At 67.2% G+C, this 25,738-nt stretch carries 17 protein-coding genes; 3 read left to right on the forward strand and 14 right to left on the reverse strand.

What is annotated here, in order from left to right:
* Nucleotides 1-39 precede the first annotated feature (39 nt).
* The 7 genes from PVZ77_RS04540 to PVZ77_RS04570 form a co-directional block, all read right to left on the reverse strand.
* Nucleotides 40-627 carry a YajG family lipoprotein gene (locus PVZ77_RS04540; protein WP_007161696.1) on the reverse strand — a complete coding sequence of 196 codons (588 nt, stop codon included), beginning with the start codon at nucleotides 625-627 and terminating at the stop codon, nucleotides 40-42.
* A gap of 118 nt (nucleotides 628-745) precedes the next feature.
* Nucleotides 746-2,248: an efflux transporter outer membrane subunit gene (locus tag PVZ77_RS04545; protein ID WP_273810093.1), complete on the reverse strand. Its 1,503-nt coding sequence runs from the start codon at nucleotides 2,246-2,248 to the stop codon at nucleotides 746-748.
* Nucleotide 2,249: 1 nt separating this feature from the next.
* Nucleotides 2,250-5,387 (reverse strand): efflux RND transporter permease subunit, encoded by a 3,138-nt coding sequence (locus tag PVZ77_RS04550; RefSeq protein WP_273810095.1) that lies wholly within the window; start codon nucleotides 5,385-5,387, stop codon nucleotides 2,250-2,252.
* Between the two features lie 12 nt (nucleotides 5,388-5,399).
* Nucleotides 5,400-6,593 (reverse strand): efflux RND transporter periplasmic adaptor subunit, encoded by a 1,194-nt coding sequence (locus PVZ77_RS04555; protein WP_273810097.1) that lies wholly within the window; start codon nucleotides 6,591-6,593, stop codon nucleotides 5,400-5,402.
* Nucleotides 6,594-6,938: 345 nt separating this feature from the next.
* Nucleotides 6,939-7,517: a YceI family protein gene (locus PVZ77_RS04560; protein WP_208693888.1), complete on the reverse strand. Its 579-nt coding sequence runs from the start codon at nucleotides 7,515-7,517 to the stop codon at nucleotides 6,939-6,941.
* Nucleotides 7,518-7,552: 35 nt separating this feature from the next.
* Complete coding sequence (locus PVZ77_RS04565) at nucleotides 7,553-8,107, reverse strand: cytochrome b (RefSeq protein ID WP_273810098.1); 555 nt, start codon at nucleotides 8,105-8,107, stop codon at nucleotides 7,553-7,555.
* Between the two features lie 173 nt (nucleotides 8,108-8,280).
* A complete protein-coding gene (locus PVZ77_RS04570; protein ID WP_273810099.1) occupies nucleotides 8,281-9,858 on the reverse strand; it encodes a flavin monoamine oxidase family protein in 1,578 nt (525 codons plus the stop codon).
* Between the two features lie 173 nt (nucleotides 9,859-10,031).
* On the opposite strand from PVZ77_RS04570, the gene PVZ77_RS04575 reads away from it, so the two are divergent.
* The 3 genes from PVZ77_RS04575 to PVZ77_RS04585 all read left to right on the forward strand — a co-directional run bounded on the left by PVZ77_RS04575 (nucleotide 10,032) and on the right by PVZ77_RS04585 (nucleotide 12,899).
* Nucleotides 10,032-11,432 (forward strand): adenosylmethionine--8-amino-7-oxononanoate transaminase, encoded by a 1,401-nt coding sequence (locus tag PVZ77_RS04575; RefSeq protein ID WP_273810100.1) that lies wholly within the window; start codon nucleotides 10,032-10,034, stop codon nucleotides 11,430-11,432.
* Between the two features lie 13 nt (nucleotides 11,433-11,445).
* Complete coding sequence (locus PVZ77_RS04580) at nucleotides 11,446-12,174, forward strand: 16S rRNA (uracil(1498)-N(3))-methyltransferase (RefSeq protein WP_273810101.1); 729 nt, start codon at nucleotides 11,446-11,448, stop codon at nucleotides 12,172-12,174.
* 65 nt (nucleotides 12,175-12,239) lie between these two features.
* Nucleotides 12,240-12,899 (forward strand): HAD-IA family hydrolase, encoded by a 660-nt coding sequence (locus tag PVZ77_RS04585; RefSeq protein WP_273810103.1) that lies wholly within the window; start codon nucleotides 12,240-12,242, stop codon nucleotides 12,897-12,899.
* Nucleotides 12,900-13,058: 159 nt separating this feature from the next.
* Here PVZ77_RS04585 and PVZ77_RS04590 read toward each other — a convergent pair whose 3' ends face one another.
* The 7 genes from PVZ77_RS04590 to pilH form a co-directional block, all read right to left on the reverse strand.
* Nucleotides 13,059-13,526 carry a chemotaxis protein CheW gene (locus tag PVZ77_RS04590; RefSeq protein ID WP_007161686.1) on the reverse strand — a complete coding sequence of 156 codons (468 nt, stop codon included), beginning with the start codon at nucleotides 13,524-13,526 and terminating at the stop codon, nucleotides 13,059-13,061.
* Nucleotides 13,527-13,537: 11 nt separating this feature from the next.
* Entirely contained in the window at nucleotides 13,538-14,557 is a 1,020-nt protein-coding gene (locus PVZ77_RS04595) for a chemotaxis protein CheB (RefSeq protein WP_273810104.1), read from the reverse strand.
* On the reverse strand, nucleotides 14,550-21,638 hold the full coding sequence (locus tag PVZ77_RS04600; protein WP_273810106.1) for a hybrid sensor histidine kinase/response regulator: 7,089 nt from the start codon (nucleotides 21,636-21,638) through the stop codon (nucleotides 14,550-14,552). The genes PVZ77_RS04595 and PVZ77_RS04600 overlap by 8 nt, the downstream gene beginning before the upstream one ends.
* 11 nt (nucleotides 21,639-21,649) lie before the next feature.
* A complete protein-coding gene (locus tag PVZ77_RS04605) occupies nucleotides 21,650-22,498 on the reverse strand; it encodes a CheR family methyltransferase (protein ID WP_273810107.1) in 849 nt (282 codons plus the stop codon).
* 61 nt (nucleotides 22,499-22,559) lie between these two features.
* On the reverse strand, nucleotides 22,560-24,590 hold the full coding sequence (locus tag PVZ77_RS04610) for a methyl-accepting chemotaxis protein (RefSeq protein WP_273810108.1): 2,031 nt from the start codon (nucleotides 24,588-24,590) through the stop codon (nucleotides 22,560-22,562).
* A gap of 161 nt (nucleotides 24,591-24,751) precedes the next feature.
* On the reverse strand, nucleotides 24,752-25,288 hold the full coding sequence (locus PVZ77_RS04615; protein WP_133861446.1) for a chemotaxis protein CheW: 537 nt from the start codon (nucleotides 25,286-25,288) through the stop codon (nucleotides 24,752-24,754).
* Between the two features lie 49 nt (nucleotides 25,289-25,337).
* On the reverse strand, nucleotides 25,338-25,703 hold the full coding sequence (gene pilH, locus PVZ77_RS04620; RefSeq protein WP_007161680.1) for a twitching motility response regulator PilH: 366 nt from the start codon (nucleotides 25,701-25,703) through the stop codon (nucleotides 25,338-25,340).
* Nucleotides 25,704-25,738: the final 35 nt, after the last annotated feature.

The following is a 25,738-nucleotide window of genomic DNA, read 5'->3' on the forward strand; positions in this document are numbered from 1 at the left end:
GCCCGGCACGAGCCGGGCTTTTTTGTGCGCGTCAGGTGCTCAACGACCGCTGAGCACCTGGACCACGGTCGGATCCTTGAACACCCGGGTCAGGGCGTCGCTCAGCACATCGCTGACCAGCTTGGTGTTGGCCTCGGCGTTGGGCGCCATGCCGAAGCGCTGGTTGAGGCTGGCGCCATAGCGGCCGCGGTAGCCGCGCTGGCTGTTGCGCACGTCGACCTGGAAGGCCGCGGCGACATCGGAGGCGGTGACGTACAGCTCCTTGGGCGACTGATAGTTCAGTTCGGCCAGGGTCAGGGTCAGCTGGGGCGCGCCCGGGCCGGCATTGGGCGACGGGGTGAAGCCCATCTGACGGACCGCCTTCTCGGCTTCGGCCTGCAGCTTGGGAATCACGTCCTGGGTCTGCACCACCACCACGCTGGTGTCGGGATAGAGACCGCCGCGGGTGCCGAGGGTGAAGGAGGAGCGGCCGTCGACCACCCGGACCGAGACCGGCTGGCCCTGGCCGACCGGGGCGATGGGCGCGGTGATCTGGGGTTGCGGACTCAATTGCTGAGGGCTGCTGGCGCAGCCGGCCAGGGTCAGACCAGTGGCGGCGAGCAGGCCGAGCAACAGGCGATAGCGCATGCAGAGACTCCGAAGAAAGGGACAGGGGGCAGTATACCCAGCCCCCCAGCGGCGTCGATAGACCGGCCTTCCGGACAAGGAAACGCCGGCACGGGGCCGGCGTCGTTCAGACCAGGTGTTACGGCTTGGCCGCCAGCGGCGGCCGGGTCTGGCTGCGTTCCAGCCAGCCGCCACCGAGCGCCTTGTACAGGGTGACCTCGCTGTTGAGCTGGTTGAGTCTGTCGGTGATCAACTGCTGCTGGGCGCTATACAGCGAGCGCTGGGCGTCGAGTACCGTGAGGTAGTTGTCGATGCCCTGGCGATAGCGCAGGTTGGCCAGGTCGTAGTACTCCTGGCTGGCCTGCACCAGGTCCTGCTGGGCCTGCAGCTGGTCGTCGTAGGTGCCCTTCGCCGCCAGGGCATCGGCCACTTCACGGAAGGCGGTCTGGATCGACTTCTCGTAGGTGGCGACGTTGATGTCCTTCTGGATCTTCGCCGCATCCAGGCTGGCCTTGAGACTGCCGGCCGTGAAGATCGGGATGTTGATGCTTGGCGAGAAGGTCCAGTAGCCGGAACCGGCGTCGAACAGGCCATTGAGATCCCGGCTGGCCGTACCGCCCTGGGCGGTCAGGCTGATGCGCGGGAAGAAGGCCGCCCGGGCCGCGCCGATGTTGGCGTTGGCGGCGCGCAGCTGCAGTTCGGACTGGAGGATGTCCGGACGCTTCTGCAGGAGATCCGACGGCAGGTTGGCCGGCAGATCGGCGAGCAGATCGGTGCCGTCCAGCCCCTTGCTCTGCGGCAGCTCCGCCGGAATCGAGGTACCCAGCAGCAGGGTCAGGGCATTGCGATCCTGGGCCACCTGGCGGGTGTATTGCGCCAGATTCGCCCGCGCCCCTTCCAGGGCGGTGCGCGACTGGCGCAGGTCCAGGCCGCTGGCCACGCCATTCTCCACGGTCTGGCGGGTCAGGTCGTAGGAGCGCTGATAGGCCGCCAGGGTCTCGCGGGTCAGTTGCAGCATGCGCTGGTCGGTGAGCCAGGCGTAGTAGGCGTTGGCCACTTCCGAGACCAGCGAGATCTGGGTGCTGCGGCGTCCTTCGCTGGTGGCGAAGTAGTTGAGCAGCGCCTGCTCGCTGAGGCTGCGCAGGCGACCGAAGAGGTCCAGCTCATAGGAGGTGAACCCCAGGGTCACGCTGTACTGGCTGCTGATGCTGCCACCACCGCCGCCGCCCGCGCCATTGGCGCTGTTGCCGGCGAGCAGTTCGCGGATGGCGGAGACCTGGCTCAGGTCCTCCGGCTGGCGGGTACGGGTCCCGGTGCCGCTGACCGCGATGTCGGGAAACAGCTCGGCGCGCTGCACGCGGTATTGCGCCTGGTAGAGGCGCACGTTCAGCGCCGCCTGGCGCAGGTCGCGGTTGTTGTCCAGCGACAGCTGGATCAGCTGCTGCAGGGCCGGATCGCGATAGAAATCGCGCCAGCCGATGTCGGCCGCCTGCTGGTCGCGATTGACCGTCAGGGCATCGTAGGCCTGGCCATGGGGCCAGGCGTTCTCCACCGGCGCATTGGGTCGCTGGTAATCGGGGATCAGGCTGCAGCCGGACACGGCCAGCATGCCCACGACCACCGCCAAGACAGACTTCTTCATATCAGTGTCCTTCCTTGCCATGGGCTTCCTGGTCCTTGGTGGCCTTGTCCTTGAACAGGCTGCTGACCACCACGTAGAACATGGGAATCCAGAAGATCGCCAGGATCGTGGCGGTGAGCATGCCGCCGATCACGCCGGTACCCACGGCGTGCTGGCTGCCGGAGCTGGCGCCCGAGGAGATCGCCAGGGGCACCACGCCCAGGATGAAGGCCATGGAGGTCATGATGATGGGGCGCAGGCGCATGCGCGAGGCTTCCACCGCCGCATCGACGATGTTCTTGCCGCCTTCGTGCAGCTCCTTGGCGAATTCCACGATCAGGATGGCGTTCTTCGCTGCCAGGCCGATGGTCGTCAACAGACCGACCTGGAAGAAGACGTCGTTGGCCAGACCACGGAAGTAGGTGGCCAGCAGGGCCCCCACCACCCCCAGCGGCACCACCAGGATGACCGCGATCGGGATCGACCAGCTCTCGTACAGCGCCGCCAGACAGAGGAACACCACCAGCAGCGACAGCGCATAGAGCGCCGGCGCCTGGGAGCCCGACAGCCGTTCCTCGTAGGACAGACCGGTCCAGGCGATACCCACGCCCTGCGGCAGGTCCTTGGCCATGCGCTCGATCTCGGCCATGGCGTCACCGGTGCTGTAGCCGGGCGCTGCGGAACCGAGGATCTCCAACGAGGAGATGCCGTTGTAGCGCTCCAGCTTGGGCGAGCCGTAGATCCACTCGCCGCGGGCGAAGGCCGACACCGGCACCATCTCGCCAGCGCTGTTGCGCACGTACCACTTGTTGAAATCCTCGGGATTCATTCGCGCGCTGGCTTCGCCCTGCAGGTACACCTTCTTCACCCGACCGCGATCGATGAAGTCGTTGACGTAGCTGGACGCCCAGCCGATGGACAGGGTCTGGTTCACGTCGCTCTGCGACAGGCCCAGGGCGCGCACCTTTTCGTCGTCGACGATGAGCTTGAACTGCGGCTCGTCGTTGAGGCCGTTCGGACGGGTCTGCATCAGCTTGGAATTCTGCGCGGCCATGCCGAGCAGCTGGTTGCGCGCGGCCATGAGCGCCTCGTGGCCGATGCCGCCCTGGTCCTGCAGGTAGAAGTCGAAGCCGGTGGCGTTACCCAGCTCCAGTACCGCCGGCGGGACGATGGCATAGACGATGGCGTCCTTGATGCCCGACAGGTAGCCCATGGCCCGACCGGCCACGGCGCTGGCGCCGTCCTTGGCGTCCGGGCGCTGTTCCCAGGGCTTGAGCTGGATGAACGCCAGACCCGAGCTCTGGCCGCGACCGGCGAAGTTGAAGCCGTTGACGGTGAACATCGAGCTGACCGCGCTCGAATCGTTCTTCATCATCATCTCGCGCATGGTGTCGAGCACCTTCTGCGTCCGCTCGGCACTGGAGCCCGGCGGCGTGGTGACCTGGGCGAAGATCACGCCCTGGTCTTCTTCCGGCAGGAAGGACGACTGGATGCGGGTGAAGAGGAACACCATGACGCCGACGATCAGCACATAGAGCAGCAGGAAGGGCACCTTGTGCCGGATCACCGTGGCCACGCTGCGCTCGTAGCGATGCTGACCGCTTTCGAAGGTGCGGTTGAACCAGCCGAAGAAGCCACGCTTCTCGTGATGGCCCTGCTTGACCGGCTTGAGTAGGGTGGCGCACAGCGCCGGGGTCAGGATCAGGGCCACCAGCACCGACAACACCATCGAGGAAACGATGGTGATGGAGAACTGGCGATAGATCACCCCGGTGGAGCCACCGAAGAAGGCCATGGGCACGAACACCGCCGACAGCACTAGGGCGATACCGACCAGGGCGCCCTGGATCTGACCCATGGACTTGCGGGTCGCCTCCTTGGGCGAGAGCCCCTCCTCGGCCATCACCCGCTCGACGTTTTCCACCACTACGATGGCATCGTCCACCAGCAGGCCGATGGCGAGCACCATGCCGAACATGGTCAGGATGTTGATGGTGAAACCGGCGGCCAGCAGCACCGCGAAGGTGCCCAGGAGCACCACGGGTACGGCGATGGTGGGGATCAGGGTGGCCCGGAAGTTCTGCAGGAACAGGAACATCACCAGGAACACCAGCAGGATCGCCTCGCCCAGGGTCTTGACCACCTCGTGGATCGAGGCGGTCACCACCGGGGTGGTGTCATAGGGATAGACCACTTCCATGCCCGGCGGCATGAACGGCTTGAGGCGTTCGATGGTGGCGCGGACCGCCTTGGCGGTGTCCAGGGCATTGGCCCCGGTGGCCAGACGCAGGGCCATGCCGGAGGCCGGCTTGCCGTCGAACTGGGCATCGATGGAGTAGTTCTCGCCTCCCAGTTCGACCCGCGCCACATCGCGCAGGCGTACCTGGGCACCGCTCTGATCGACCTTGAGGAAGATCTTGCCGAACTCCTCGACGCTGGTCAGGCGGGTCTTGCCGATGATGGTGGCGTTGAGCTGCTGCCCTGGCACCGCCGGCAGGCCGCCGAGCTGACCGGAGGCGATCTGCACGTTCTGGCTCTGGATGGCGCTGCTGACGTCGACCGGCGTGAGCTGGTACTTCACCAGCTTCTGCGGATCCAGCCAGATGCGCATGGCGTACTGGGCGCCAAACACCTGGAAGTCGCCGACACCGGTGGTCCGCGCGATGGGATCGCGCATGTTGGAGACGATGTAGTTGGACAGGTCTTCCTTGGTCAGGGAGCCGTCCATGGACACCAGGCCCACCACCATCATGAAGTTGCGCTGGTACTTGGCGACGCGCATGCCCTGCTGCTGGACTTCCTGCGGCAGCAGCGGCGTCGCCAGCTGCAGCTTGTTCTGCACCTGGACCTGGGCGATGTCCGGGTTGGTACCCTGGTTGAAGGTCACGATGATGGTCATGCTGCCATCGGAGTTGGACTCCGAGGAGATGTACCTGAGGTTGTCGATCCCGTTCATCTGCTGTTCGATGACCTGGACCACGGTGTCCTGCACCGTCTGCGCCGAGGCGCCCGGGTAGCTCACCTGGATCGAGACCGCCGGTGCGGCGATGTTCGGGTACTGGTTGATCGGCAGATTGAGGATCGACAGGATGCCGGCGAGCATGATCACCAGGGCGATTACCCAGGCGAAGATGGGCCGGTCAATGAAGAACTTGGACATCAGGCGCTCCCCTTACTGACCCTGACCCGCCGGCTTCTGCTCGGCGGAGGCGATGTTGCTCGCCGGCTTGGCGGTGACGGTGGCACCCGGCTTGATCTTCTGCAGGCCTTCGGTGATGACCTTGTCACCGGCCTTGAGGCCGTCGGTAACCAGCCAGTCGGAGCCCACGGTTCGCTCGGTCTTGAGGATCCGCTGCTCGACCTTGCCTTCGCCGTTGACCACCATGGCGGTGGGCTGGCCCTTGAGATCGCGGGTCACGCCCTGTTGCGGTACCAGCAAGGCATTCTGGCGCACCCCGGACTGCAGCTCGGCACGGACGAACATGCCGGGCAGCAGCAGCTTGTCGGGGTTGGGGAATTCGGCGCGGATGGTCACCGAGCCGGTGCCCTGGTCCACCGACACCTCGGCGAACTTGAGCTTGCCGGGACGGCTATAGGCACTGCCGTCTTCCAGCATCAGCTTGACCTCGGCGGCATTCTCGCCCTGCACCTTCTGCAGCTGACCGCTGTCCAGCTCGCGGCGCAGGCGCAGCAGATCGGTGGCGGACTGGGTCACGTCGACATAGATGGGATCGAGCTGGGTGATGCTGGTCAGGGCGGAGGTCTGGTCGGCAGTGACCAGGGCGCCTTCGGTCATCATCGAGCGTCCGATGCGCCCGGAGATGGGCGCGGCGACCTTGGTGTAGGCCAGGTTGATCTCGGCATTGCGCAGGGCGGCCCTGGCCGACTCCACCTGGGCTTCGTTCTGCCGCTGCATGGACAGCGCATCGTCGGCTTCCTGCTTGCTGATCGCCTGCTCCTTGACCAGGGCGCCATAGCGCTGGGCCTTGAGCCGGTTGGAAGCCAGGGTCGCCTGGGCCTGGGCCAGGGAGGCCTTGGCCGAATTGACGTTGGCCTCGTAGGTGCGCGGATCGATCTGATAGAGCTGGGTGCCGGCCTTCACGTCGGCGCCTTCGGTGAAATAGCGCTTGAGCAGGATGCCGCTCACCTGCGGCCGCACCTCGGCGATGCGGAAGGCGGCGGTGCGCCCGGGAAGCTCATCGGTCAGGGTCACGGTACGAGGATGCATCGTCACCACCCCGACCTCTGCGGGCTTCTGCTGCTGTTGCTGCTGGTCCTTGTTGTCCTGCTTGCCGCAGGCACCCAGGGCCAGGGCCACGGCCAGCAGGGCGGGAGCGAAAAAGGCATGCGCCGGCTTGATCTGCATATCAAAAGTCCTTGAAAGCGGGGAAATGAGCATGCGCAGCGCGCCTTGTGGATCCGCACCGGCTCGAGCATAGGAATTATTATCAGACGAATATACTTACGTTCACGACTGTTTGTAAATAACCCAAGCGCCATGCTCGGGTATCGCCGGATGCTCCGACGCCTCGTGAAAACGGCTATTCCGACAAAAGTCAGGCCCGTGCGACCGACCTCGGTAGCAGACCATGAGGTGCGAGCCGAGTTCTGCCGGGGAATCCCGGTGTCGCCCGCCTCGTCGGCAAAAACGACCAGGCATAAAAATGCCGGACGAATCCGGCATCTTTGGTTACAACCCGAGGGCGTCCCGTTACTGGCGCACGCCTTCGAAGGACAGCATGAATTCCACTTCCTGGGATTTCGGGCCGAGGTCCTTCTGGATGTTGAAATCCTTGAGCTTGAGGGTGGTGGTGCCCTCGAAGCCGGCGCGGTAGCCACCCCACGGGTCCTTGCCCTCGCCCATGAAGTGGGCCTTGATGGTGACCGGCTTGGTCACGCCGTTCAGGGTCAGGTTGCCGGTGACGTCGGCGGTGCCGTCGCCGGTGGCGGTGACCTTGGTGGATTCGAAGCTGGCCTGGGGGTGGGCGGCGACGTTGAGGAAGTCGGCGCTGCGCAGGTGCTTGTCACGCTCGGCGTGGTTGGTGTCGACGCTGTCGGTGTTGATGGTCACCTTGACCTTGTCGGCGGACGGATCCTTGGCATCGAAGCTGAAGTTGCCATCGAAGTCCTTGAAGGTGCCGTACAGCCAGCTGTAGCCCAGGTGCTGGATACGGAACTGGATGAAGGCGTGCTGGCCCTGCTTGTCGATCTTGTAGTCGGCGGCCATGGCCTGGCCGGCGCCCAGCAGAGCGGTACCCAGGGCCAGGGCGGCAACGGTTTTCTTCAGCATTGGATGGAGCTCCAGGTGGTGGTGGGAAGCGAACATCAGGAAGGGGTATGGACCCGGCCGAGCATGCGGACCAGGGTGCCGTCGCGGTCGACGAAATGGTGCTTGAGTGCGGCCAGGATGTGCAGACCGGCCAGGACGATCAGCGTCCAGGCGAACCAGAGGTGGATCTTGCCGGCGGTATCGGCCTGATCCGGCAGGCCGCTCAGGATCGCCGGGACGTTGAACCAGCCGAACACATCGATGGCCACGCCATCGGCGGTGGAGATCAGGTAGCCAGCCACCATCACGGTGAGCATCAGCCCATAGAGCAGGAAGTGCCCGGCACCCGCGGCGCGGCGTACCAGGGGGCTGCCCTCCACCGGCGGCGGCGGACTGACCAGGCGCCAGAGCAGGCGCAGCACCAGGGCGATCAGCAAGAGGATGCCGGCGCTCTTATGCAGTTCGGGGGCGGTGTGGTACCAGGTGTCGTAGTAGTCCAGGGTGCGCATCCACAGGCCGGAGGCGAACATGGCGACGATCGCCAGGGCCATGACCCAATGCAGAACCAGACTTACCAGACCGTAGCGAAGGCCATCGTTGCGCCAGTGCATCGCTTTTATCTCCTGAAAAAGCTTTGCCTAAGCCTAGCCGCAAACGTATCGATGGAAAGCGAAAAAAGTATCGAATCAATATCGAAGGAATCGATGGATCGGACGGCACGCGAAGGCCCCGTCCGCTCCGGCCCAGACGCTGCGCGATGGCAGCGCCCGAGCCTAGGCCGGGATCAGAACGACCAGTGGAACAGCTTCCAGAAGAAGCCGTGCTCGCCACTGTCCTTGGCCGGCGCAGCTGCGGCAGCCTTGGGCGCGGAGGTCGGCTGGGCAGCGGTCTTGGCACTGGCCACGACCGGCACCACGGCCTTGCCGGCCTTGAGGTCGCGGACCTGACCGGCAGCGCGCTGACCGCTGGCCAGGGCGCCTTCCAGGGTGCCCGGATGCAGCGGATCGGTGTGCTCGCCGGCGAAGATCACCCGGCCGGCGGGCTTTTCCCACAGCCGCCAGTAGCGGGTGATCTGGCCCGGACCATAGGCCAGATAGGCACCGCCCACGCCCGGATCGCGGCTGTAGCGGCGGACCTCGTAGCCGGAGAAGGCCCCGCGCGCCTTGGGATAGAAGGCGTGGAAGCGGATCAGCACCTGGTCGACCATCTGCTTGTCGCCAAAGGCCTGCACCAGACGCGCGCTGTCACCAGCCAGGTTGACCAGCACATTGGCGCCGCCCTTGACGTCCGGCTCCACCCACAGCATGCCCAGGCCCTGGTCGCTGTAGATTTCGCCACTCATGCGCGACTTGCTGTCCCACACCGGGGTCTTGAACTTGAGCAGGATCTGGTCGCGCCAGCCATAGGTGGTGCCCTTGATCGCCGCCTGCTGAGTAGCATCCAGCGCCGGGGTCATCTGCACCTGGCCGAGGGCGCGCAGCGGCACCGCCATCACCACGTAGTCGGCCTTGTAGCCGGTGGCACCGGCCTTGACCACGACACCATCCTTGTCCTGGACGATGCTGGAGACCTTGTTGTCAGTCTTGATCGTCTTGATCTGCTTGACGAAGGCCTGGGCCAGGACGTCGCTGCCACCGGGCAGACGGGAGGCGCGCAGGTCCTTGTCCTCGACGCCGCGATAGACGCGAGTCTGCTGGGCCAGATAGAGCAGCGACAGCCGCGAGGGCTCGTCGTAGCGGACGCGGATGCGCTGGTTGATCAGCTGGCGGGCCACCGGCGGCAGGTTCTGCTTGTCCAGCCAGTTGGCGGCGTTGATCTGGTCGAGGGCGTGCAGGGTCGGGGTGGCGGTCGGCTGCAGCGGATCGCTGATGGCGGCGGCCAGGTCGTCCAGGGACTTGTCGACGCGCTTGAGGGCATCGGCCACGGCCGGCATCTTCTGCGCCAGGTCTTCCTGGGAATAGTACTGGCCTTCGATCAGATAGCCCGGGGTGCGCACGAAGGACGGCGCGTCCACGGTCTTGAGCTTGAAGGTGTCCAGGTAGTGGTTGAGCACCGGCTGGGCCTTGGTGTCGCCGATCCATTCGCTGGAGGCGAGACCGGAACGACCCCCGACGCGCGCGCCGGCCTCCAGCAGGGTCACGTTCCAGCCGGCCTGCTGCAGTTCATAGGCCGAGGCCAGGCCGGCCATGCCGGCACCGACCACGATCACCGAGGGACCACTGGGCGCGACGGGCGCCGCGGCAGCCTTTTCCGGCGCCTTGTGCGTCTCCTTATGGGCCTTCTCGGCAGCGCCTGCGCTCAGGCTGGTAGCGAATACGCCGGCTGCCAAGCAGACGGTAAAACCTGTCCAACGCGACGACATCTTTTCTAGACTCCTGGGACCGGGAAACGGCGGTGGCGCAGCATACGCCAGCGGCCCCGGGGCAACCAGACGGCGCCATGACCGGCAATCGGCCCGCGCCTTGCTCCCGTCGCGCGCCCTGGCTTAGGCTTGCGCCCCCTTTTTATCGCCGGGCCCGCCGCCAGGAGACGCCAATGACCAATCACGACTGGATGCGCCGTGACCTGGAGGTGCTCTGGCACCCCTGCACCCAGATGAAGGATCACGAGCAGCTGCCGGTGATCCCGATCCGCCGCGGCGAAGGCGTCTGGCTGGAGGACTTCGACGGCAAGCGCTACCTGGATGCCGTCAGTTCCTGGTGGGTCAATGTCTTCGGCCACGCCAATCCGCGCATCAACGACCGCATCAAGGCCCAGGTCGACCAGCTGGAGCACGTCATCCTCGCCGGCTTCAGCCACCAGCCGGTGATCGAGTTGTCCGAGCGCCTGGTCGCCCTGACCCCGGCCGGCCTCGACCGGGTGTTCTATGCCGACAACGGCTCCTCGTGCATCGAGGTGGCCCTGAAGATGAGCTACCACTACTGGCGCAACGTGGGCCAGCCGGAAAAGCGCCGCTTCGTCACCCTGACCAACAGCTACCACGGCGAGACGGTGGCGGCCATGTCGGTGGGTGACGTGGCGCTGTTCACCGAGACCTACCAGGGCCTCTTGCTGGACACCCTCAAGGTGCCCAGTCCCGATTGCTACCTGCGTCCCGAGGGCATGGACTGGGAAGCGCATTCGCGGCAGATGTTCGCGCACATGGAGCGCACCCTGGCCGAGCACCATGCCAGCGTCGCCGCGGTCATCGTCGAGCCGCTGATCCAGGGCGCCACCGGCATGCGCATGTACCATCCGGTCTATCTGCGCCTCCTGCGCGAGGCCTGCGACCGCTATGGCGTGCACCTGATCCACGACGAGATCGCCGTGGGCTTCGGTCGCACCGGCACGATGTTCGCCTGTGAACAGGCCGGCATCCGCCCGGATTTCCTCTGCCTGTCCAAGGCCCTCACCGGCGGCTACCTGCCGCTGGCCGCCTGCCTGACCACCGATGCGGTCTACCAGGCCTTCTACGACGACTACCACACGCTGCGCGCCTTCCTGCACTCGCACAGCTACACCGGCAATCCGCTGGCCTGCGCTGCCGCCCTGGCGACCCTGGACATCTTCGCCCAGGACGACGTCATCGAGGCCAACAAGCCCCTGGCCCGACGCATGGCCGAGGCCACCGCGCACCTGGTCGATCATCCCCACGTCGGCGAGGTACGCCAGACCGGCATGGCCCTGGCCATCGAGATGAGCGCCGACAAGGCCCGCCGCACGCCCTACCCCTGGCAGGAGCGCCGCGGCCTCGCCGTCTATCAGCACGCCCTCTCCCGTGGCGCCCTGTTGCGGCCCCTGGGCAACGTGGTCTACTTCCTGCCGCCCTATGTCATCACCCCCGAGCAGATCGACTTCCTCGCCGAGGTGGCGAGCGAAGGCATCGACCTCGCCACCCGTACCTCGGTCAGCGTCGCCCTGAGCGACCTGCACCCCAACCACCGCGATCCCGGCTGATCTGGAGTCCGCCATGCGTCTCACCCGCTGCCACCTCGACCTGCCCCTGGCCCTCGGCCACCTCGACCTGCCCGAGGCCCAGGCCCACTACCTGGGCCGCGTGCTGCGCCTGGCGCCGGGGGATGCCGTGCAACTGTTCGACGGCAGTGGCCGGGAATACCTCGGCCAGGTCGTTGCGGTGGGCAAGAAGACCCTCAGCGTCGACCTGACCGAGGAACTGCCCGGCCAACCCGATTCGCCGCTGCGGATCCACCTCGGCCAGGGCCTGTCCCGCGGCGAGCGCATGGACTGGGCGATCCAGAAGGCCACCGAACTGGGCGTGACCGAGATCACCCCGCTGGTCAGCGAACGCTGCGAGGTGCGCCTCAAGGACGAGCGCGCCGACAAGCGCCTGCAGCACTGGCGCCAGGTCGCCATCAGCGCCTGCGAACAGTGCGGTCGCTCCACGGTGCCACTGATCCATCCGCCGCAGCTGCTGGCCGACTGGCAGGCCGGGCTGGACGCCGACCTCAAGCTGGTCCTGCACCCGGTGGCCGCCGCCCTGGAAAGCCATGCCCGGCCCACCCGCCTGGCCCTGCTGATCGGCCCGGAAGGCGGCCTGAGCGAGGCCGAAGTCACGGCCGCCCGCGCCGCCGGTTTCCAGCCGGCCCGCCTGGGGCCGCGGGTGCTGCGCACCGAGACCGCGCCGGTGGTGGCCCTGAGCGTGGCCCAGCAACTCTGGGGTGATTTCCAGACCCCTTGATCTGCCCCGCGGGCCGCTGTCCTCGGCGGTCCGTCCCTTCCCCACGGATAGTTTTGGAGCCCCGGATGACCCTGCCTTCTCGCCCCTACGCCGCCTTCCTGTTCGACATGGACGGCACCCTGCTCACCAGCGTGGCATCCGCCGAACGCGCCTGGAGCACCTGGGCACTCGGCCACGGCCTCGATCCGGCGGACGTCCTCGCCGTGATGCACGGGGTGCGGGCGGTGGAAACGGTGAAACGCTTCGCCCCGGCGGGTGCGGACATCGACGCCGAGACCCGCGCCATCACCGAACTGGAGATCGCCGATGTCGCCGACATCCAGGAGATTCCCGGCGCGGCAGCCTTCCTCGCCAGTCTGCCAGCCGGCAGCTGGGCGCTGGTCACCTCGGCCTCGCGCCGGCTGGCGGAAGTGCGGCTCGCCGCGGCCGGCATGGCCCTGCCGCCAGTGATGATCTGCGCCGAAGACGTCACCCAGGGCAAGCCCGCGCCGGACTGCTTCCTGGCGGGTGCGCGCAAGCTGGGGGTGGCGATCGGCGACTGTCTGGTGTTCGAGGATGCCCACGCCGGCTTTGCCGCGGCCAAGGCCGCCGGCGCCGATGCGGTAGCCATCACCGCCACCCATCGCCAGCCACTGGAGCTGGGCCTGCCGACCCTGGTGGACTACCGCGGAGTTGCTGTCAGCCTGGATGAAAACGGCGGGATGCGCCTGACCCGGAAGGACTAGGGTGGTGTTCAAGAAGTTCGTGCACGAATTGGCGAGCGATTTTTGGGCTTGGGCCAGGCGCCGCGACGAGTCATAGCAGGGCTATGGCGAGGAGTGGCAACGCCGCCCAGGACGAAAAATCATCGCCAAAATTGTGCAGTCAACGTCTGAAGCACCACGCTAGAACACGCCTGCAGCGGCCAGCCGTTCTTCCACGCCGATCAGATCGGGAATGCGCGCCGTGCCGCCTTCGTAGGCCACGGCGCCCAGCTCCAGGGCGGCCAGGGGCACCTCGGCGGCGACCAGCTCGGGGGTGATGCGCAACGAGCGCGGAATGCTGCGGATCAGCAGGGCCAGGAAGCGCACCCGCTCACGCCCGCCCAGGGCGTTGAGGATGGCCACCCGCGCATGGCGATCGCCATCGAATTGCGCGGCACTGCCGCTGGACAGCGCCTCGAAACTGATCAGCGGCAGGCGCAGATCGCGCCAGGCGACCTGGCCCAGGCACCAATCCGGCTGCACCGGCAGCGGCCGGATCTCGCGGCAGGGCACCAGCTCGGCGACCGCCGCGTTGGGCAGCAGCAGGGTACGATCGGCCAGGGTCAGCAGCAGACCGGTCAGGTGTTCGGCGGGAGCGGCGGTCGACATGGGCAATTCCTTTAGCTTCGCTGCTCGGCCAGGCGCGCCACCAGGGCTTCGGCCAGGCCGCGGGGATCGGCGGTAAGGGTCGCGAGACCCGATTCGCGCAGGCTTTCCGGCATGCTCGGGACGATGCAGGTGCTCGCCGACTGGGTCCAGAGCGTGCCACCGCGACGCCGCACATAGGGCGCCGAGGCGGTGCCGTCGTTGCCCATGCCGCTGAAGACGATGACCCCGCAGCGCGCGCCGAAGTGCTGCGCCAGGTTGAGCATCATCTGGCTGATCGACGGCGTATAGGGCTCGGGCCAGGCGCGCTCGACGATGTCCAGGGCACCTGAGGCGCGAAAGGTCAGTTCCTGCTGGGTCGGCACCACCACCACCTCGCCGCAGCGTACCGGTTCACCCGGGCGCGCGCCCTGGATATGCCACTGACTGTGCCGGCCGACCGCGCGCAGCAGGCTGGCGGCAAAGCCGTCGCCGATATGCTGGGCATAGAGGAAGCCGACCGGCAGACCACCCGGCAGGGCGTCGAGAAAGGCCTTCACCGCCGCCGGACCGCCCAGGGAGGCAGCCAGCAACCAGACCTCGGGGGCCGGATCGCCGGCTGGCAGCGGCAGATTGGCCAGGGGTTCCGGCAGGGTCAGGCGCGGCGGTCGCGGCTGGTCCTGCAGCAGGGTCTCCAGCGCCGGACCGACCGCCGCCACCGGATCGCCGATCAGCCGCTTGAGCTTGCCGATCAGGCGCTTCTCCCATTGCGTGAAGGGGTCGGTGAAACGCTCGGGGGCCTGGCCTTCACCGAACAGGATGGGCACCTCGGCGCCCTCCAGCAGCGCGTCCACCAGTGGCGACTCCTCCGTCTGGCTCAGGTCGATCAGCCACAGGTCGGTCGCTACCGTGGGCCAGGCCGCTTCGTCGAAACGCTCCGGATCGCTGTTGAGGACGACGTGATAGCCATTGTCGGCCAGCACCTGCTGCAGCACGTGGCGCTGCAGCGGACTGTCGGCCAGGATGGCGACGCGGGCGGTGTGCATCTCAGTCATCTTGCCTGACCAACCGATGGATGTGGGCCAGGAGTTCGCTTTCCTGGTAGGGCTTGCCCAGGTATTCGTTCACGCCCAGGCTCAGCGCCCGCTCGCGGTGCTTTTCCCCGGTCCGGGAGGTGATCATCACGATCGGCAGGTCCTTGAGGCGCGCGTCATGGCGCACCAGGGTCGCCACCTCGAAGCCGTCCATGCGTGGCATCTCGATGTCCAGCAGCAGGATGTCCGGCTGCCGCTCCTGCAACTGGGCGATGGCATCCACCCCGTCCTTGGCGGTGAAGACCTCCATGCCGTGGCGTTCCAGCAGGCGGCTGGTGACCTTGCGCACCGTGACCGAATCGTCCACCACCATGACCAGCGCCGGCCGGGTGACCTCGGCCACCGTGGCCGGGCCCTGCGCCAGGCGGGCGAGCTCTTCGCCGCTGGCGCCCTGGCTGCGGATCATCGCCAGGAGGTCGAGAATCACCACCACGCGCCCGTCCCCCAGCAGGGTGGCACCGGACAGACCCGGTACCCCGGCGAATTGCGGACCGAGGCTCTTCACCACGATCTCCCGCGAGCCGGCCACCGCATCCACCTGCACGGCCACCGCGTATTCGGCGGAACGCACCAGCACCACCGGCAGCGGCAGACTCTGGCCGCTCAGCTTGGGCTGCTGGCCGTTGTTGAGCAGATGCCCCAGGTAGCGCAGGTCATAGTGCTGGCCGCCATATTCGAAGGTCGTCGCCCCCGGGCGGTAATAGCGCTCGAGATCGGCCGCGGTCACCCGCACGATGCCCTCGATGGTGTTCAGCGGCACGGCATAGAGGTCATCGCCGGCATGCACCATCAGCGCGCGGTTCACCGACACGGTGAACGGCAGGCGGATGGTGAAGCGCGTCCCCTCGCCCGCCACGCTGTGGATGTCCATGTTGCCGCCGAGTTGCTTCACCTCCTGGTGCACCACGTCCATGCCCACGCCACGCCCGGAAATCTGGGTGACGGTCGGCGCCGTGGAGAAGCCGGATTCGAGGATGAATTGCAGCAGCTCCTGATCGGTGAGTTGCGCGTCTTCCGCCATCAGGCCGCGCTCGATGGCCTTGCGGCGCACCGCGGCCAGGTCGATGCCACGGCCGTCATCGGCCAGGGTCAGGATGATGTCGCCGCCTTCGCGGCGCAGATCCAGGCTGATCACGCCCTCGGCCGGCTTGCCGGCGCGCTGGCGCCCGGCGGCGTCCTCGACCCCGTGGTCGATGGCGTTGCGCAGCATGTGCTCCAGCGGCGGAATGATCCGCTCCAGCACCGTGCGGTCCAGCTCGCCTTCGGCGTTGCCGACCCGCAGCTCGATCGGCTTGTCCAGTTCGGCGCTGACCTGGCGTACCACCCGGTGCAGCCGCGGCACCATGCGCTCGAAAGGCACCATGCGGGTCTGCATGAGGCTTTCCTGCAACTCGGTGTTGACCCGCGCCTGCTGTAGCAGCAGGGTCTCGGCATCGCGATTGCGCTGGCCTAGGGTGTTCTTCAGATCCAGGAGGTCGGAAGCCGATTCGAACAGCGCCCGGGACAGCTGCTGCAGCTGGGAATAGCGATCCAGCTCCAGGGGGTCGAAATCCTCGTAGCCGGCGCGATCCACGTCTTCGTGGTGGCGACTGATGATCTGCGCCTGGGTCTCGGTATCCAGCCGGCGCAGCTGATCGCGGACCCGCTCGATGGTGGCTTCCATCTCGCCGAGGGTGGTACCGATGTCGCTGACCTGCTGTTCGACGCGACCGCGGAAGATCGAGGTCTCGCCGGCCAGGTTGACCAGCTGCTCCAGCAACGCGGCCGGCACCCGCACCAGTTCCTGGGAGGAACGTCGCTGCGCCGCCTGCTGACGAACCTGCTGGAGGCGCTGCACGAAGGGCAGCGGCGCAACCACCGTCGCTGGCGTCTCGGCCGCCACCATGACGGGTGCCGCGATGTCCTGCTCAGGCGATATGGCGAGCGGGCTCGCGACGACGGACCCGGCGTCCGGGCCTGGCGTCTCGCTCTCCCCGGCCAGGTCCGCGGCCGCTGGCCGCTCAGGCGCGATAGCGGCTTCGGCTTCGGCCGGCTCGACCGGCACCGGGGGCGTATGCTCCGGGGCGGCGGCCGGCAGTGCCAGCTGAGCCACCGCCAGCTGCAGTCCGTCGACCCCCTGGGTCGCCAGGGCGCGTACCCGCTCGCGGTCGCCCTCGCTCAACCCCACGGCGAGCGAGCGCAATTCCGCCAGTTGCTGTTCCAGTTCATGGGCCTGCTCACCCAGGCCGTGCAGACCGGCCAGGCGCGCACCCCCCTTGAGGGTATGTAGGCAGCGCAGCAACTCGTCCACCGCCACGTCGGGCGCGGCCGGCCAGTCCGCGAGGGCCTCGTCCATGCTGACCAGCAGGTCCTGGGCTTCCTCCATGAAGATTTCGAGGATTTCCGCGTCGGTGTCGGCGTCGAAGACCGGTGCGGCGACCACGGGCGCGGCCGTCACGCCGGCCGTCAGCGGCTCGCCGCGGTAGTCACGCAAGGCCTCGACCAGGTCGGCGGCCGGCGCCGGGGCCTGCCCCTGGGCCAGGACTTCGAGTTGCTCGTGCAGGCGGTCGTGGCAGCGCTGCAGCAGGCTGCCCAGGTCGGCACCGGGCTTGATCCTTCCCCGCGCCAGACCCTCGTAGAAGGCCTCCAGTGCATGGGCCAGATCGCCGATGGCATCCACCTCGGCCAGACGCGCACCGCCCTTGAGAGTGTGCAGGTCGCGCAGCAGGGACTCCAGTTCGAGACTGTTGTGCGGTTCGGCTTCCCAGGCGCGCAGCGAGGTCGCCATGCTGTCGAGCAGGTCGCGACTCTCTTCGATGTAGATGGCCAGCAACTCGGCGTCGGGCCCCTCGTCCGCCTCCGGCGCGGCGGCCAGGGGCGGCGGCGCCCACAGCGGCGACTCGGCATCCGTCGGCTGGTCCGCGATAGCTTCGCCGAGCTCGGGCTCACTCGGGGCAGACCCGGCGGCGTCCGACCCCGGCCGTTCATCGAGCTGACCGGTACGGATGCGCTGCAGGCGCTCCACCTGCTCGGCGTGCTCACTCACCGGGTCACCCGCCGCCAGCTCTTCGAGCTGCGCGGCAAGGCAGCCATGGGCGTCACGCAGGGGGTTGGCCAGTTCGGCGCCACCGGCGAGACGGCCATCGAGCAGGCCTTCATAGATGGCGTCCAGCTCCGTCGCCAGATGCGCGACCGGCATCACCCCGGCGAGATGGGCGCCGCCCTTGAGGGTATGCAGATCGCGCTGCAGGGTGCCGAGGTGGAAGCGCTGCTGCGGCTCCACCAGCCAACGCTTCAGTGCCCGGTCGGCGCTGTCCAGCAGGTCCTGGGCTTCCTCGAGGAAGATCAGCTGCATCTCCGGATCGACCGGCTCGGGCTCGACCGCGACGGCATCCGCCGGCTCGCTGTCCACCAACGGCGGCAGCGGCTCTTCCGACGGCTCCGGCGACTCCAGATCAGGCTCGGCTTCGGCTTCGGCTTCGGCTTCGGCTTCGGCTTCGGCTTCGGCGGGCAGTTCGACGTCCAGCGCCAGCTCGGGTGCGACCGGCGTGGCCGTTGCCGGATCGAAGAGGTCTTCGGGTTCGGGCTCGGCCAGCAGGGTGGTGGCCGCCATGGGCAACCCGGCGAGAATGCCGGCCAGCAGGCCGCGCAGGCCCTGGATCCGCTCCTCGCTCGGCGTGGCCCGCATGCCACCGGCCAGCTGGTTGAGCATGCTGATCAGGGCTTCCTGGGCCTCTGCCGTTTCGCGGAAGAAGGCGTCGTCGGCGGGCAGCGAACCGCTCGCCGCGGCGGCATAGACCACCTGCAGCGCTTCAGCAAGTTGCTCGACATCGGCCAGTCCAACCCGGGCGGCCCCATCGGCAAAGGTATTCAGGCGCTCGGCCAGCAGATCCGGGCAGGCCGCCTGGTCACCACCGGTCCGCCAGGCATGCAGGCGCTCATCGGCCTCCAGCAGCAGGTCCATTCCCGGCATCAGGAAATCGGTCAGCCGCAGGATGTCACGCTGCTCCGGCAGCGGCGCCTCGGGCAGCGGCAACTGGGGATCCAGCTCCTCCAGCAGCGCTTCGCAGGACGAGATGACTTCCGGCGCGCCTGCCAGCGGCGTTGCCAGCGCCCCTTCGTCGAGTTCGCCCAGTCGCCGCTCCAGCAACTCGGCACCCCGGGCCAGCAAGGCGCACTCGGATTCGGCGAAGGCGACATGGGCGAGCTTGTATTCCTTGGCCAGCCGTTCCAGGGCGGATGCCAGTTCGGCCATCGGCGAGCTGCCTGCCATATGGGCACTGCCCTTGAGGGTGTGCAGGGCACGCAGCAGATTGTCGGAGACCGGCTGGGCACTGCCGGCTTCGGACTGCTCGAGAAAGCGGCGCACGGTTTCCAGGTGCGCCTGGGCCTCGGTGCGGAAGATATCCAGCAGCTGGGTATCGGCTTCGGCGGCGACGGGTGCCGCAACCTCAGGCTCAAGCCCCTCCGCTTCGGGGGGCGTCGCCGGCGCGGAGGCGGCTGTGCTGCCCGGTGGGGTACGCTCGGGCAAGGCTTCGTTACGGGCTAACGCATGAGCGGCGTGGGCCAACCAGTCGACGTCGTCGCGCTGCCGCTGCCGATTCTCGGCGTACTCCTCGACCAGCTCCGGCAGCAGGGCGCAGGTCTGCTCGACCACCGTCTGCAGGGCGGCGCTGTGGGCGACGCTGTGGTCCAGGCGGCGATTGAAGAGATTTTCCAGGGCCCAGGCCAATTCGCCGATGACCAGTGCCTGGACCATGCGGCCACTGCCCTTGAGGGTGTGAAAATTGCGCCGCAATTCACTCAGCGCGGTGCGCTGCTCGGGTTCGGCCTCCCAGATCGGCAGCCAGCGTTCCAGCTCCGCCTGGACCTCGCCGGCCTCTTCGATAAAGACCTCGCGCAGTTCGTCCTCGACCGGCTCGGCGTCGGCCGCGGGTGGCAGCAGCGCTTGCGGCACCTGCGCCGCCGGAGGATTGATGGGATTGACCGGCGCGGCCAAGACCTCGGCGATCGCATCGGCATCGGCGGTCGCCAGCGACAGGCTGTCCGCCTCGCTGTCGGCCGGCAGCTCCCGGGGTTCCTCGTGCGCGGGCGCGGTCTCGCCAAGCGGCTCGTCATCCGCCCCCTCGGCGTCTGCGTCTGCGTCTGCGTCTGCGTCCAGAAGATCGGCGGTCAGCGGCGCTTCCGCTGCGATTGGCTCGAGTTCGTCGGGGGCAGCTTCGCCAGCCGCTACAGGCTCCTCGACCGGCAGGGCGATGAGTTCCAGCACCTCTTCGGCCATCGGCTCCGCAACCAGGGGCTGGTCTTCCGGCAGATCCCGGGCCGGCGCGATCTCGCTGGAGGCCAGGGGCGCTGCCGCCGCCTCGCCGTCGCCAGCCGCCCTGGGCGGATAGCCGAGGGCGATGAGACTCTCGTCGGCGATGTCGAGGATCATGTCGTGGGGCGTGGAGGGATCTTCCGCCAGGCGTTCCAGGTAGTACTCGACGCTGGTGATGGCGTCGGCCAGGGTGTCCAGGCTCTGCCAGTCCGGCACGGCCTGCTTGCCCAGCAGTTGCTGGCAGATGTAGTCGTTGGCCGCCTGCACCTGGGCCGCGGCCCGTTCCAGCGGGATCATCGCCAGGCCGCCACGGACCTGGGTCAGCAACAGGGGCACCGATTCCAGGTGGACATGGTTCCACTGGGAGGCGATGAACTCGATGATGGCGTCCTTGGATTGCTCCAGGCCATTGCGCGCCTCGCGCACCACCACCCGGTGCAACTGATCGATGTCGGTGGTGGGCAGCCGGCTCTCTTCGGCATCGCCCACCTCGTTGCCGCTGACCATGCCGGCCAGGGTGGCTTCGACATAGAGCAGCGCCCCGGCAATATCCATCAGGGCGGCGTCGCTGGCCTCGCGCACGCCCTCGGCCAGTTCGGCGACGGCTTCGTGCTGTTCGAGCACCACCTTGCGCGGCTGACCGAAGCCCAGCACCGCCAGGGTATCGGCGATCTGCTTGAGCGGGGCCAGCAGGCCACGCAGGCTGGCGGGCTGCTGGCGATCGCTGCGCACGAAAAGGTCCAGGCTGTCCTTGATCTGCACCAGCTCTTCGCACAGCGCGGTCACCACCGAGCGCATGGCTTCGCGATCCGGACCGACGATGCGCGAGCGCTCGAAGCCCACCAGCTCGGCATCCGGCAGGGCCTCATCGAGGCGATAGTGCGCCTTGAGCGCGGCGATGCGCGGACTCTGCACCGGCGCCTTGGCCAGGTAGAACAGCAGATTCTTCAGCAGATCGGCCGGTGCCGGCTGGTTGAGGGTGGTCACCCCATCGCTGATGAGCCGCTTGAGTTCGCGATCCAGTTGCCGCAACAGGCCGCGGATCGAACTGCTGTTGTCCAGCTCGCCGGCCTGCAGCAACTCGGTGAGGCCTGCCGCCACCGGCCAGAGCGCGCCGAAGGGCGAACCGGCGCAGAGCTGGTCCAGGCGCTCGAAGACCCGCAGCAGGTAATCCAGGTGCAGCTGGACATCGCGGTCGCGGAACAGTCCGACCTGAGCGCCCTGCAGCGCCTGGCGCAACTTGCGCAGGCGCGGCAGCCAGTCCGGCGCGGCGCGATCGGCCAGTTCGGCGTCGCTCAGCGACAGCGGCGTGGCGGAGAGATCCGGCGAGAACAGGCTGGTCTCGGAGAGCAGCTTCTCGCCGCGCGCCGAACGCAGGTCGTTGAGCAGCGGCAGGATGGCCAGAGGCAGATCGCGACGGGCCTCGAGGACCCGATCCAGATAGGGCGGTACCTGCAGGATGGCCTGCATCAGCACTTCCAGCGCCTCGTCGGAGCTGTTCACCCGCTCTTCGTGAAGAGCCTGCAACAGCAGCTCCATCTCCTCGGCGAGCAGCGCGGCGCCGTAGAACTCCACCATCTGCAAGGTGCCGTAGACCTGATGCACATAGGTCCGGCAGAAACCCAGGCGGCTACGGTCGTGCGGATTGTCGACGAACGCCTCGAGCGCCTTGCGGGCCTGCTGCAAGGTTTCGGCGATCTCGCCCTTGACCCACTCGAGAGCTACGTAGTCGTGTCGATCGATCATCTCGGCTCCTGTCATGCCGGGGGGGCCAGCTGGCGGGTGAACGCCAGGACTTCGGGATGATCGACGGGTGTCAGTTGCGGGTGGCTCCAATTGCTCACCTCACCGACACCCAGGACCAAGAGCCCACCCGGTGCAAGCCGCTGGACCAGCTGGTTGAGCAGGTCTCGACGCAGCCAGCGGCGGAAATAAATCAGCAAGTTCTGACAAAAAATGACGTTGAGCCCCTGCAAGGGGGCCTGGCCCAGTTCCAGCACATTGAGCCGCGCAAAGCACAGTCGCTCCGCCAACCCGGCGGCAACGTCGAAGTTGCCGTCGCCGCGGGGACGAAAATACCGCTCGCGCAGGGCGGCCGGCACCCCGGCCAGCCGCTGCAGGCTGTAGGTACCCTGCCGCGCCTGGCGCAGGGCTTCGCTGCTGATGTCGGTACCGGTCAGGGCGAACGTCAGCGGGCGCGCCTGCCGCGTGAGCACTTCGGCGGTGCTGATGGCCATCGAAAAGGCTTCCTCGCCACTGGCACACCCCAGGCTCCAGAGGGTCAGGCTGTCGCCCTCGGCGGTCTTGGCGAACTCGTTCACATAGGTTTCCAGCAGTGCGAAGGACGGCGGATGGCGAAAGAAGCGGGTGGCCTGGATGGTCAGTCGATCGAGCAGCCGGACCCATTCGATGCGCCCGCCGATGCCTGCACAGACGACCTGGTAGTAGCTGTCGTAGTCCGCGATCGCCAGTTCGCGCATGCGCGCGGCCAGCTGGATCTGCAGAAAGCTGCGCTGGCGGTCGTCCAGCACCATGCCGGCGCGGGTTTCCAGCAGCTGTCGCCAACGCTCGAAGTCTGCATCCGGCAGCTCGGGAGCACGGCGCAACGCCCAACTCGACTCCCCCACGCCGTCTCCCCCTCGCCACACCGCGATGTGGCCGCTGTGTTCAGCCCAGCGGCTGCTCGTTCGGCAGATTGAAGCCCGAGACCGAGCGCCGCATCTCGCTGGCCAGCTTGGCCAGCTCGCCGATGCTGCGCGCGGTGGCGGTGGTACCGGTCGAGGTCTGCGATGTGATCTCCTGAATCACGTTCATGGTGCTGGAGATGTGGCTGGCGGACGAGGACTGCTGGCGCGCGGCGTTGGAGATGTTCTGGATCAGCCCGGCCAGGCTCTGGGAAACCTTCTCGATCTCTTCCAGGGCCACACCGGCGTCCTGGGCCAGGGCGGCCCCGCGCACCACTTCCGAGGTGGTCTGCTCCATGGAGATGACCGCTTCGTTGGTGTCGGTCTGGATCGCCTTGACCAGGGCCTCGATCTGCTTGGTGGCTCCCGAGGAACGCTCGGCGAGGCGCTGGACCTCGTCGGCGACCACGGCGAAGCCGCGGCCGGCGTCACCGGCCATGGAGGCCTGGATGGCGGCGTTCAGGGCCAGGATGTTGGTCTGGTCGGCGATGTCGTTGATCAGGCCGACGATGTCACCGATCTCCTGGGACGATTCGCCCAGGCGCTTGATCCGCTTGGCGGTGTCCTGGATCTGCTCGCGAATGCTGTCCATGCCGATGATGGTGTTGTGCACCACCTGGTTGCCCTTGTTGGCGATGGCCACGGAGCGCTCCGCCACCGCGGTGGATTCGGAGGCGTTGGTGGATACCTGGTCGATGGACACGGCCATCTCGTTGATCGCCGCGGAAGCCCCGGCGATTTCCTGGGCCTGGTGTTCCGAGGCCTCGGCCAGCACCGTGGCGGTGTCCTGGGACTCCTGGGCGGCGGCGGCCACCTGGACGGCGGTCTGGTTGATGGTTTCCACCAGTTCGCGCAGCTGGTCGATGGAGTAGTTGATGGAGTCGGCGATGGCGCCGGTGAAGTCTTCGGTCACCGTGGCCTGCACGGTCAGGTCACCGTCGGCCAGGTCGGCGATCTCGTCCAGCAGGCGCAGAATGGCGGTCTGGTTGCGCTGGTTCTTCTCGTCGGTCTCGGCCAGGCGGCGGCGGGTGTCGCGGACCAGGATATAGCCGATGCAGAGGATCGCGCCGAGGGCGATGAACACCAGCAGATAGCTGCCCACGGTGTTGATCTTGCGACTCTGGGCCAGGGAGGCATAGCTGCCACTGAGGTCGGAGGCGGAACCGAGCAGCGCCTGGGAGCCGCGATAGATCAGGCCCACGGCGGAACGGATCTGCAGCAGCTCGGGCGAGGTGGCGAGAATCTCGTCGACGTTGCCGGAGACGAATTCGAACAGCTTGTTGGCTTCGTTGAGTCGGCCCACCGCCTCGGGGTCGGTGATCTTGGCGATGCCCATGGAGGCATTGCCTTCGCGCATGGCCTTGAGCACCCGGCCGAACAGGCTGGCGTCGCGGCCAAAGCTGTCGGCGGCCTGCACGGCGGCTTCGTCGCCGGTGAGGATCTTGTTGATGGCACCGAGGATCCGCTCGGCGAGCAGCGCCTGACGCTGGGCCACCACCACCTGACTGGCGGGCGCGCCGCGCTCGATCAGGATGTCGACGATCTCTTCGTTCTCGACCTGCAACTGGGGAATGGTGTCGGCCAAGGCGCCGGACAGCTGGTGCAGGGACAGTACGGTCTGCTCGCTGCCGAGCATGGTGTCGACCTGCTTGCGCTGGGTATCCCACTGGGATTCCAGGGTATCCAGGCGCGGGCCGAGGATCGCCGGCGAAGGCGGCAGGCCGGTCTGCGGGTCACCGCTGCGCAGGATGTTCAGGCGGCGCTCGAACTCGGCACGGGCCTGACGCAGGTCCTTGAAGGCCTCGGCCTTGCCGGTGGCGGCCTCACTGGCGCTCTTGGCCAGCTGCTGCGAGAGGATGCGCAGCTCGGTGGCCTGGCCCTGGTACTGGTTGTCGTAGTTGGTCTGGGTGCCCAGGTACGCGAAGTTGGCGAACAGCAGCACGATCGCGACGATCAGCACCACGAACATGCCCGCGACCCACGCGTTGAGTTTCCCGGTATTGAGTTTGTTCATCAGCGGCCCCCGCCTGGACCTTGGTTCCTTTAGTTCTATCCTTGTCGGACGCCGGACCGGTTCGCTTGAAGCCGGTGCTCGGTGCCCTACCCCCACCCGTCGGCGACGGCTCCTGCCATCCCGACCCCGATCCGCCTTGCAGCGTCCGGACGTCTGGCGACCTAGGCCGCGACGTCCATGAACTCGGGATGCTCGACCAAGGCGCGCGGGCTGCAGACCAGCCAGGGCACGTCGCGTTGGAAGACCCCTTCCAGAAAGAAGTGCAGGCCCGACGGCACGCTGTCGGCGTGCTCGCGATAGGCCTCGATGTCGAAATGCTGCATCCCCAGGACTTCGTCAACCGCCAATCCGACGAAGAGGTCGCCATGGTCGACGATCAGGATCCGCCGCTGTTTGCGCAGGGCCTGGATCTTCACGCCGAGGAATTGCCCCAGGTCGGCGATCGGCAGCAGGCGACCGCGCACGTTGGCCACGCCCTTGAGCCATGGCTTGACGCCGGGCAAGGCGGTGAAACGCGGCTCCGGCAGGATCTCGCTGACCTCGCCCATGGGAATCACGAAGCGCAATTCACCGAGGCGAAAACCGATGCCACTCCAGCTGCGCTGGTTTTCCTGTTGCGCCGGCAGACCGGCTGCCCGCTCGCGGCAGCGCAGATCGATCAGGCGCAAGAGCTCGTAGGGCGTGGTGGCGTCGCTCATAGGATTCCCTGCCCAGTGGGGCGCTGCCGCGAGAAACGGACGAAAGACCTCAGCCTTGCAGGACACCCGCCAGGGTGCGCAGCAGGGTGTCTTCGTCGATGGGCTTGGTGAGGTAGTCCTTGGCGCCCTGGCGCTTGCCCCAGACCTTGTCAGTTTCCTGGTCCTTGGTGGTGACGATAACCACCGGAATATGGCTGGTCTCGGCATCCTTGGTCAGCTGCCGGGTCGCCTGGAAGCCGTTGAGGCCGGGCATGACGATATCCATCAGGACCGCGTCCGGCTTCTCCTGGCGGGCCAGGGCGACGCCGTCGGCGCCGTTCTCGGCCTTGAGCACCTGATGACCATGCTTTTCCAGCATGGCGGTGAGCTTGTACATCTCGGTGGGAGAGTCGTCGACGATCAGAATTCGAGCCATGAAAATTTCCTACTAGATAGAATCGCCCGCCTCAG

It is taken from the genome of Pseudomonas sp. SHLD1 (assembly GCF_028640935.1).
Taxonomy (GTDB): domain Bacteria; phylum Pseudomonadota; class Gammaproteobacteria; order Pseudomonadales; family Pseudomonadaceae; genus Chryseomonas; species Chryseomonas aestiva.

Bases quoted from the DNA above. Each gene is read 5' to 3' on its own strand.
- PVZ77_RS04540 (WP_007161696.1), bottom strand. From the start codon at position 627: ATGCGCTATCGCCTGTTGCTCGGCCTGCTCGCCGCCACTGGTCTGACC.
- PVZ77_RS04545 (WP_273810093.1), bottom strand. From the start codon at position 2,248: ATGAAGAAGTCTGTCTTGGCGGTGGTCGTGGGCATGCTGGCCGTGTCC.
- PVZ77_RS04550 (WP_273810095.1), bottom strand. From the start codon at position 5,387: ATGTCCAAGTTCTTCATTGACCGGCCCATCTTCGCCTGGGTAATCGCC.
- PVZ77_RS04555 (WP_273810097.1), bottom strand. From the start codon at position 6,593: ATGCAGATCAAGCCGGCGCATGCCTTTTTCGCTCCCGCCCTGCTGGCC.
- PVZ77_RS04560 (WP_208693888.1), bottom strand. From the start codon at position 7,517: ATGCTGAAGAAAACCGTTGCCGCCCTGGCCCTGGGTACCGCTCTGCTG.
- PVZ77_RS04565 (WP_273810098.1), bottom strand. From the start codon at position 8,107: ATGCACTGGCGCAACGATGGCCTTCGCTACGGTCTGGTAAGTCTGGTT.
- PVZ77_RS04570 (WP_273810099.1), bottom strand. From the start codon at position 9,858: ATGTCGTCGCGTTGGACAGGTTTTACCGTCTGCTTGGCAGCCGGCGTA.
- PVZ77_RS04575 (WP_273810100.1), top strand. From the start codon at position 10,032: ATGACCAATCACGACTGGATGCGCCGTGACCTGGAGGTGCTCTGGCAC.
- PVZ77_RS04580 (WP_273810101.1), top strand. From the start codon at position 11,446: ATGCGTCTCACCCGCTGCCACCTCGACCTGCCCCTGGCCCTCGGCCAC.
- PVZ77_RS04585 (WP_273810103.1), top strand. From the start codon at position 12,240: ATGACCCTGCCTTCTCGCCCCTACGCCGCCTTCCTGTTCGACATGGAC.
- PVZ77_RS04590 (WP_007161686.1), bottom strand. From the start codon at position 13,526: ATGTCGACCGCCGCTCCCGCCGAACACCTGACCGGTCTGCTGCTGACC.
- PVZ77_RS04595 (WP_273810104.1), bottom strand. From the start codon at position 14,557: ATGACTGAGATGCACACCGCCCGCGTCGCCATCCTGGCCGACAGTCCG.
- PVZ77_RS04600 (WP_273810106.1), bottom strand. From the start codon at position 21,638: ATGATCGATCGACACGACTACGTAGCTCTCGAGTGGGTCAAGGGCGAG.
- PVZ77_RS04610 (WP_273810108.1), bottom strand. From the start codon at position 24,590: ATGAACAAACTCAATACCGGGAAACTCAACGCGTGGGTCGCGGGCATG.
- PVZ77_RS04615 (WP_133861446.1), bottom strand. From the start codon at position 25,288: ATGAGCGACGCCACCACGCCCTACGAGCTCTTGCGCCTGATCGATCTG.
- pilH (WP_007161680.1), bottom strand. From the start codon at position 25,703: ATGGCTCGAATTCTGATCGTCGACGACTCTCCCACCGAGATGTACAAG.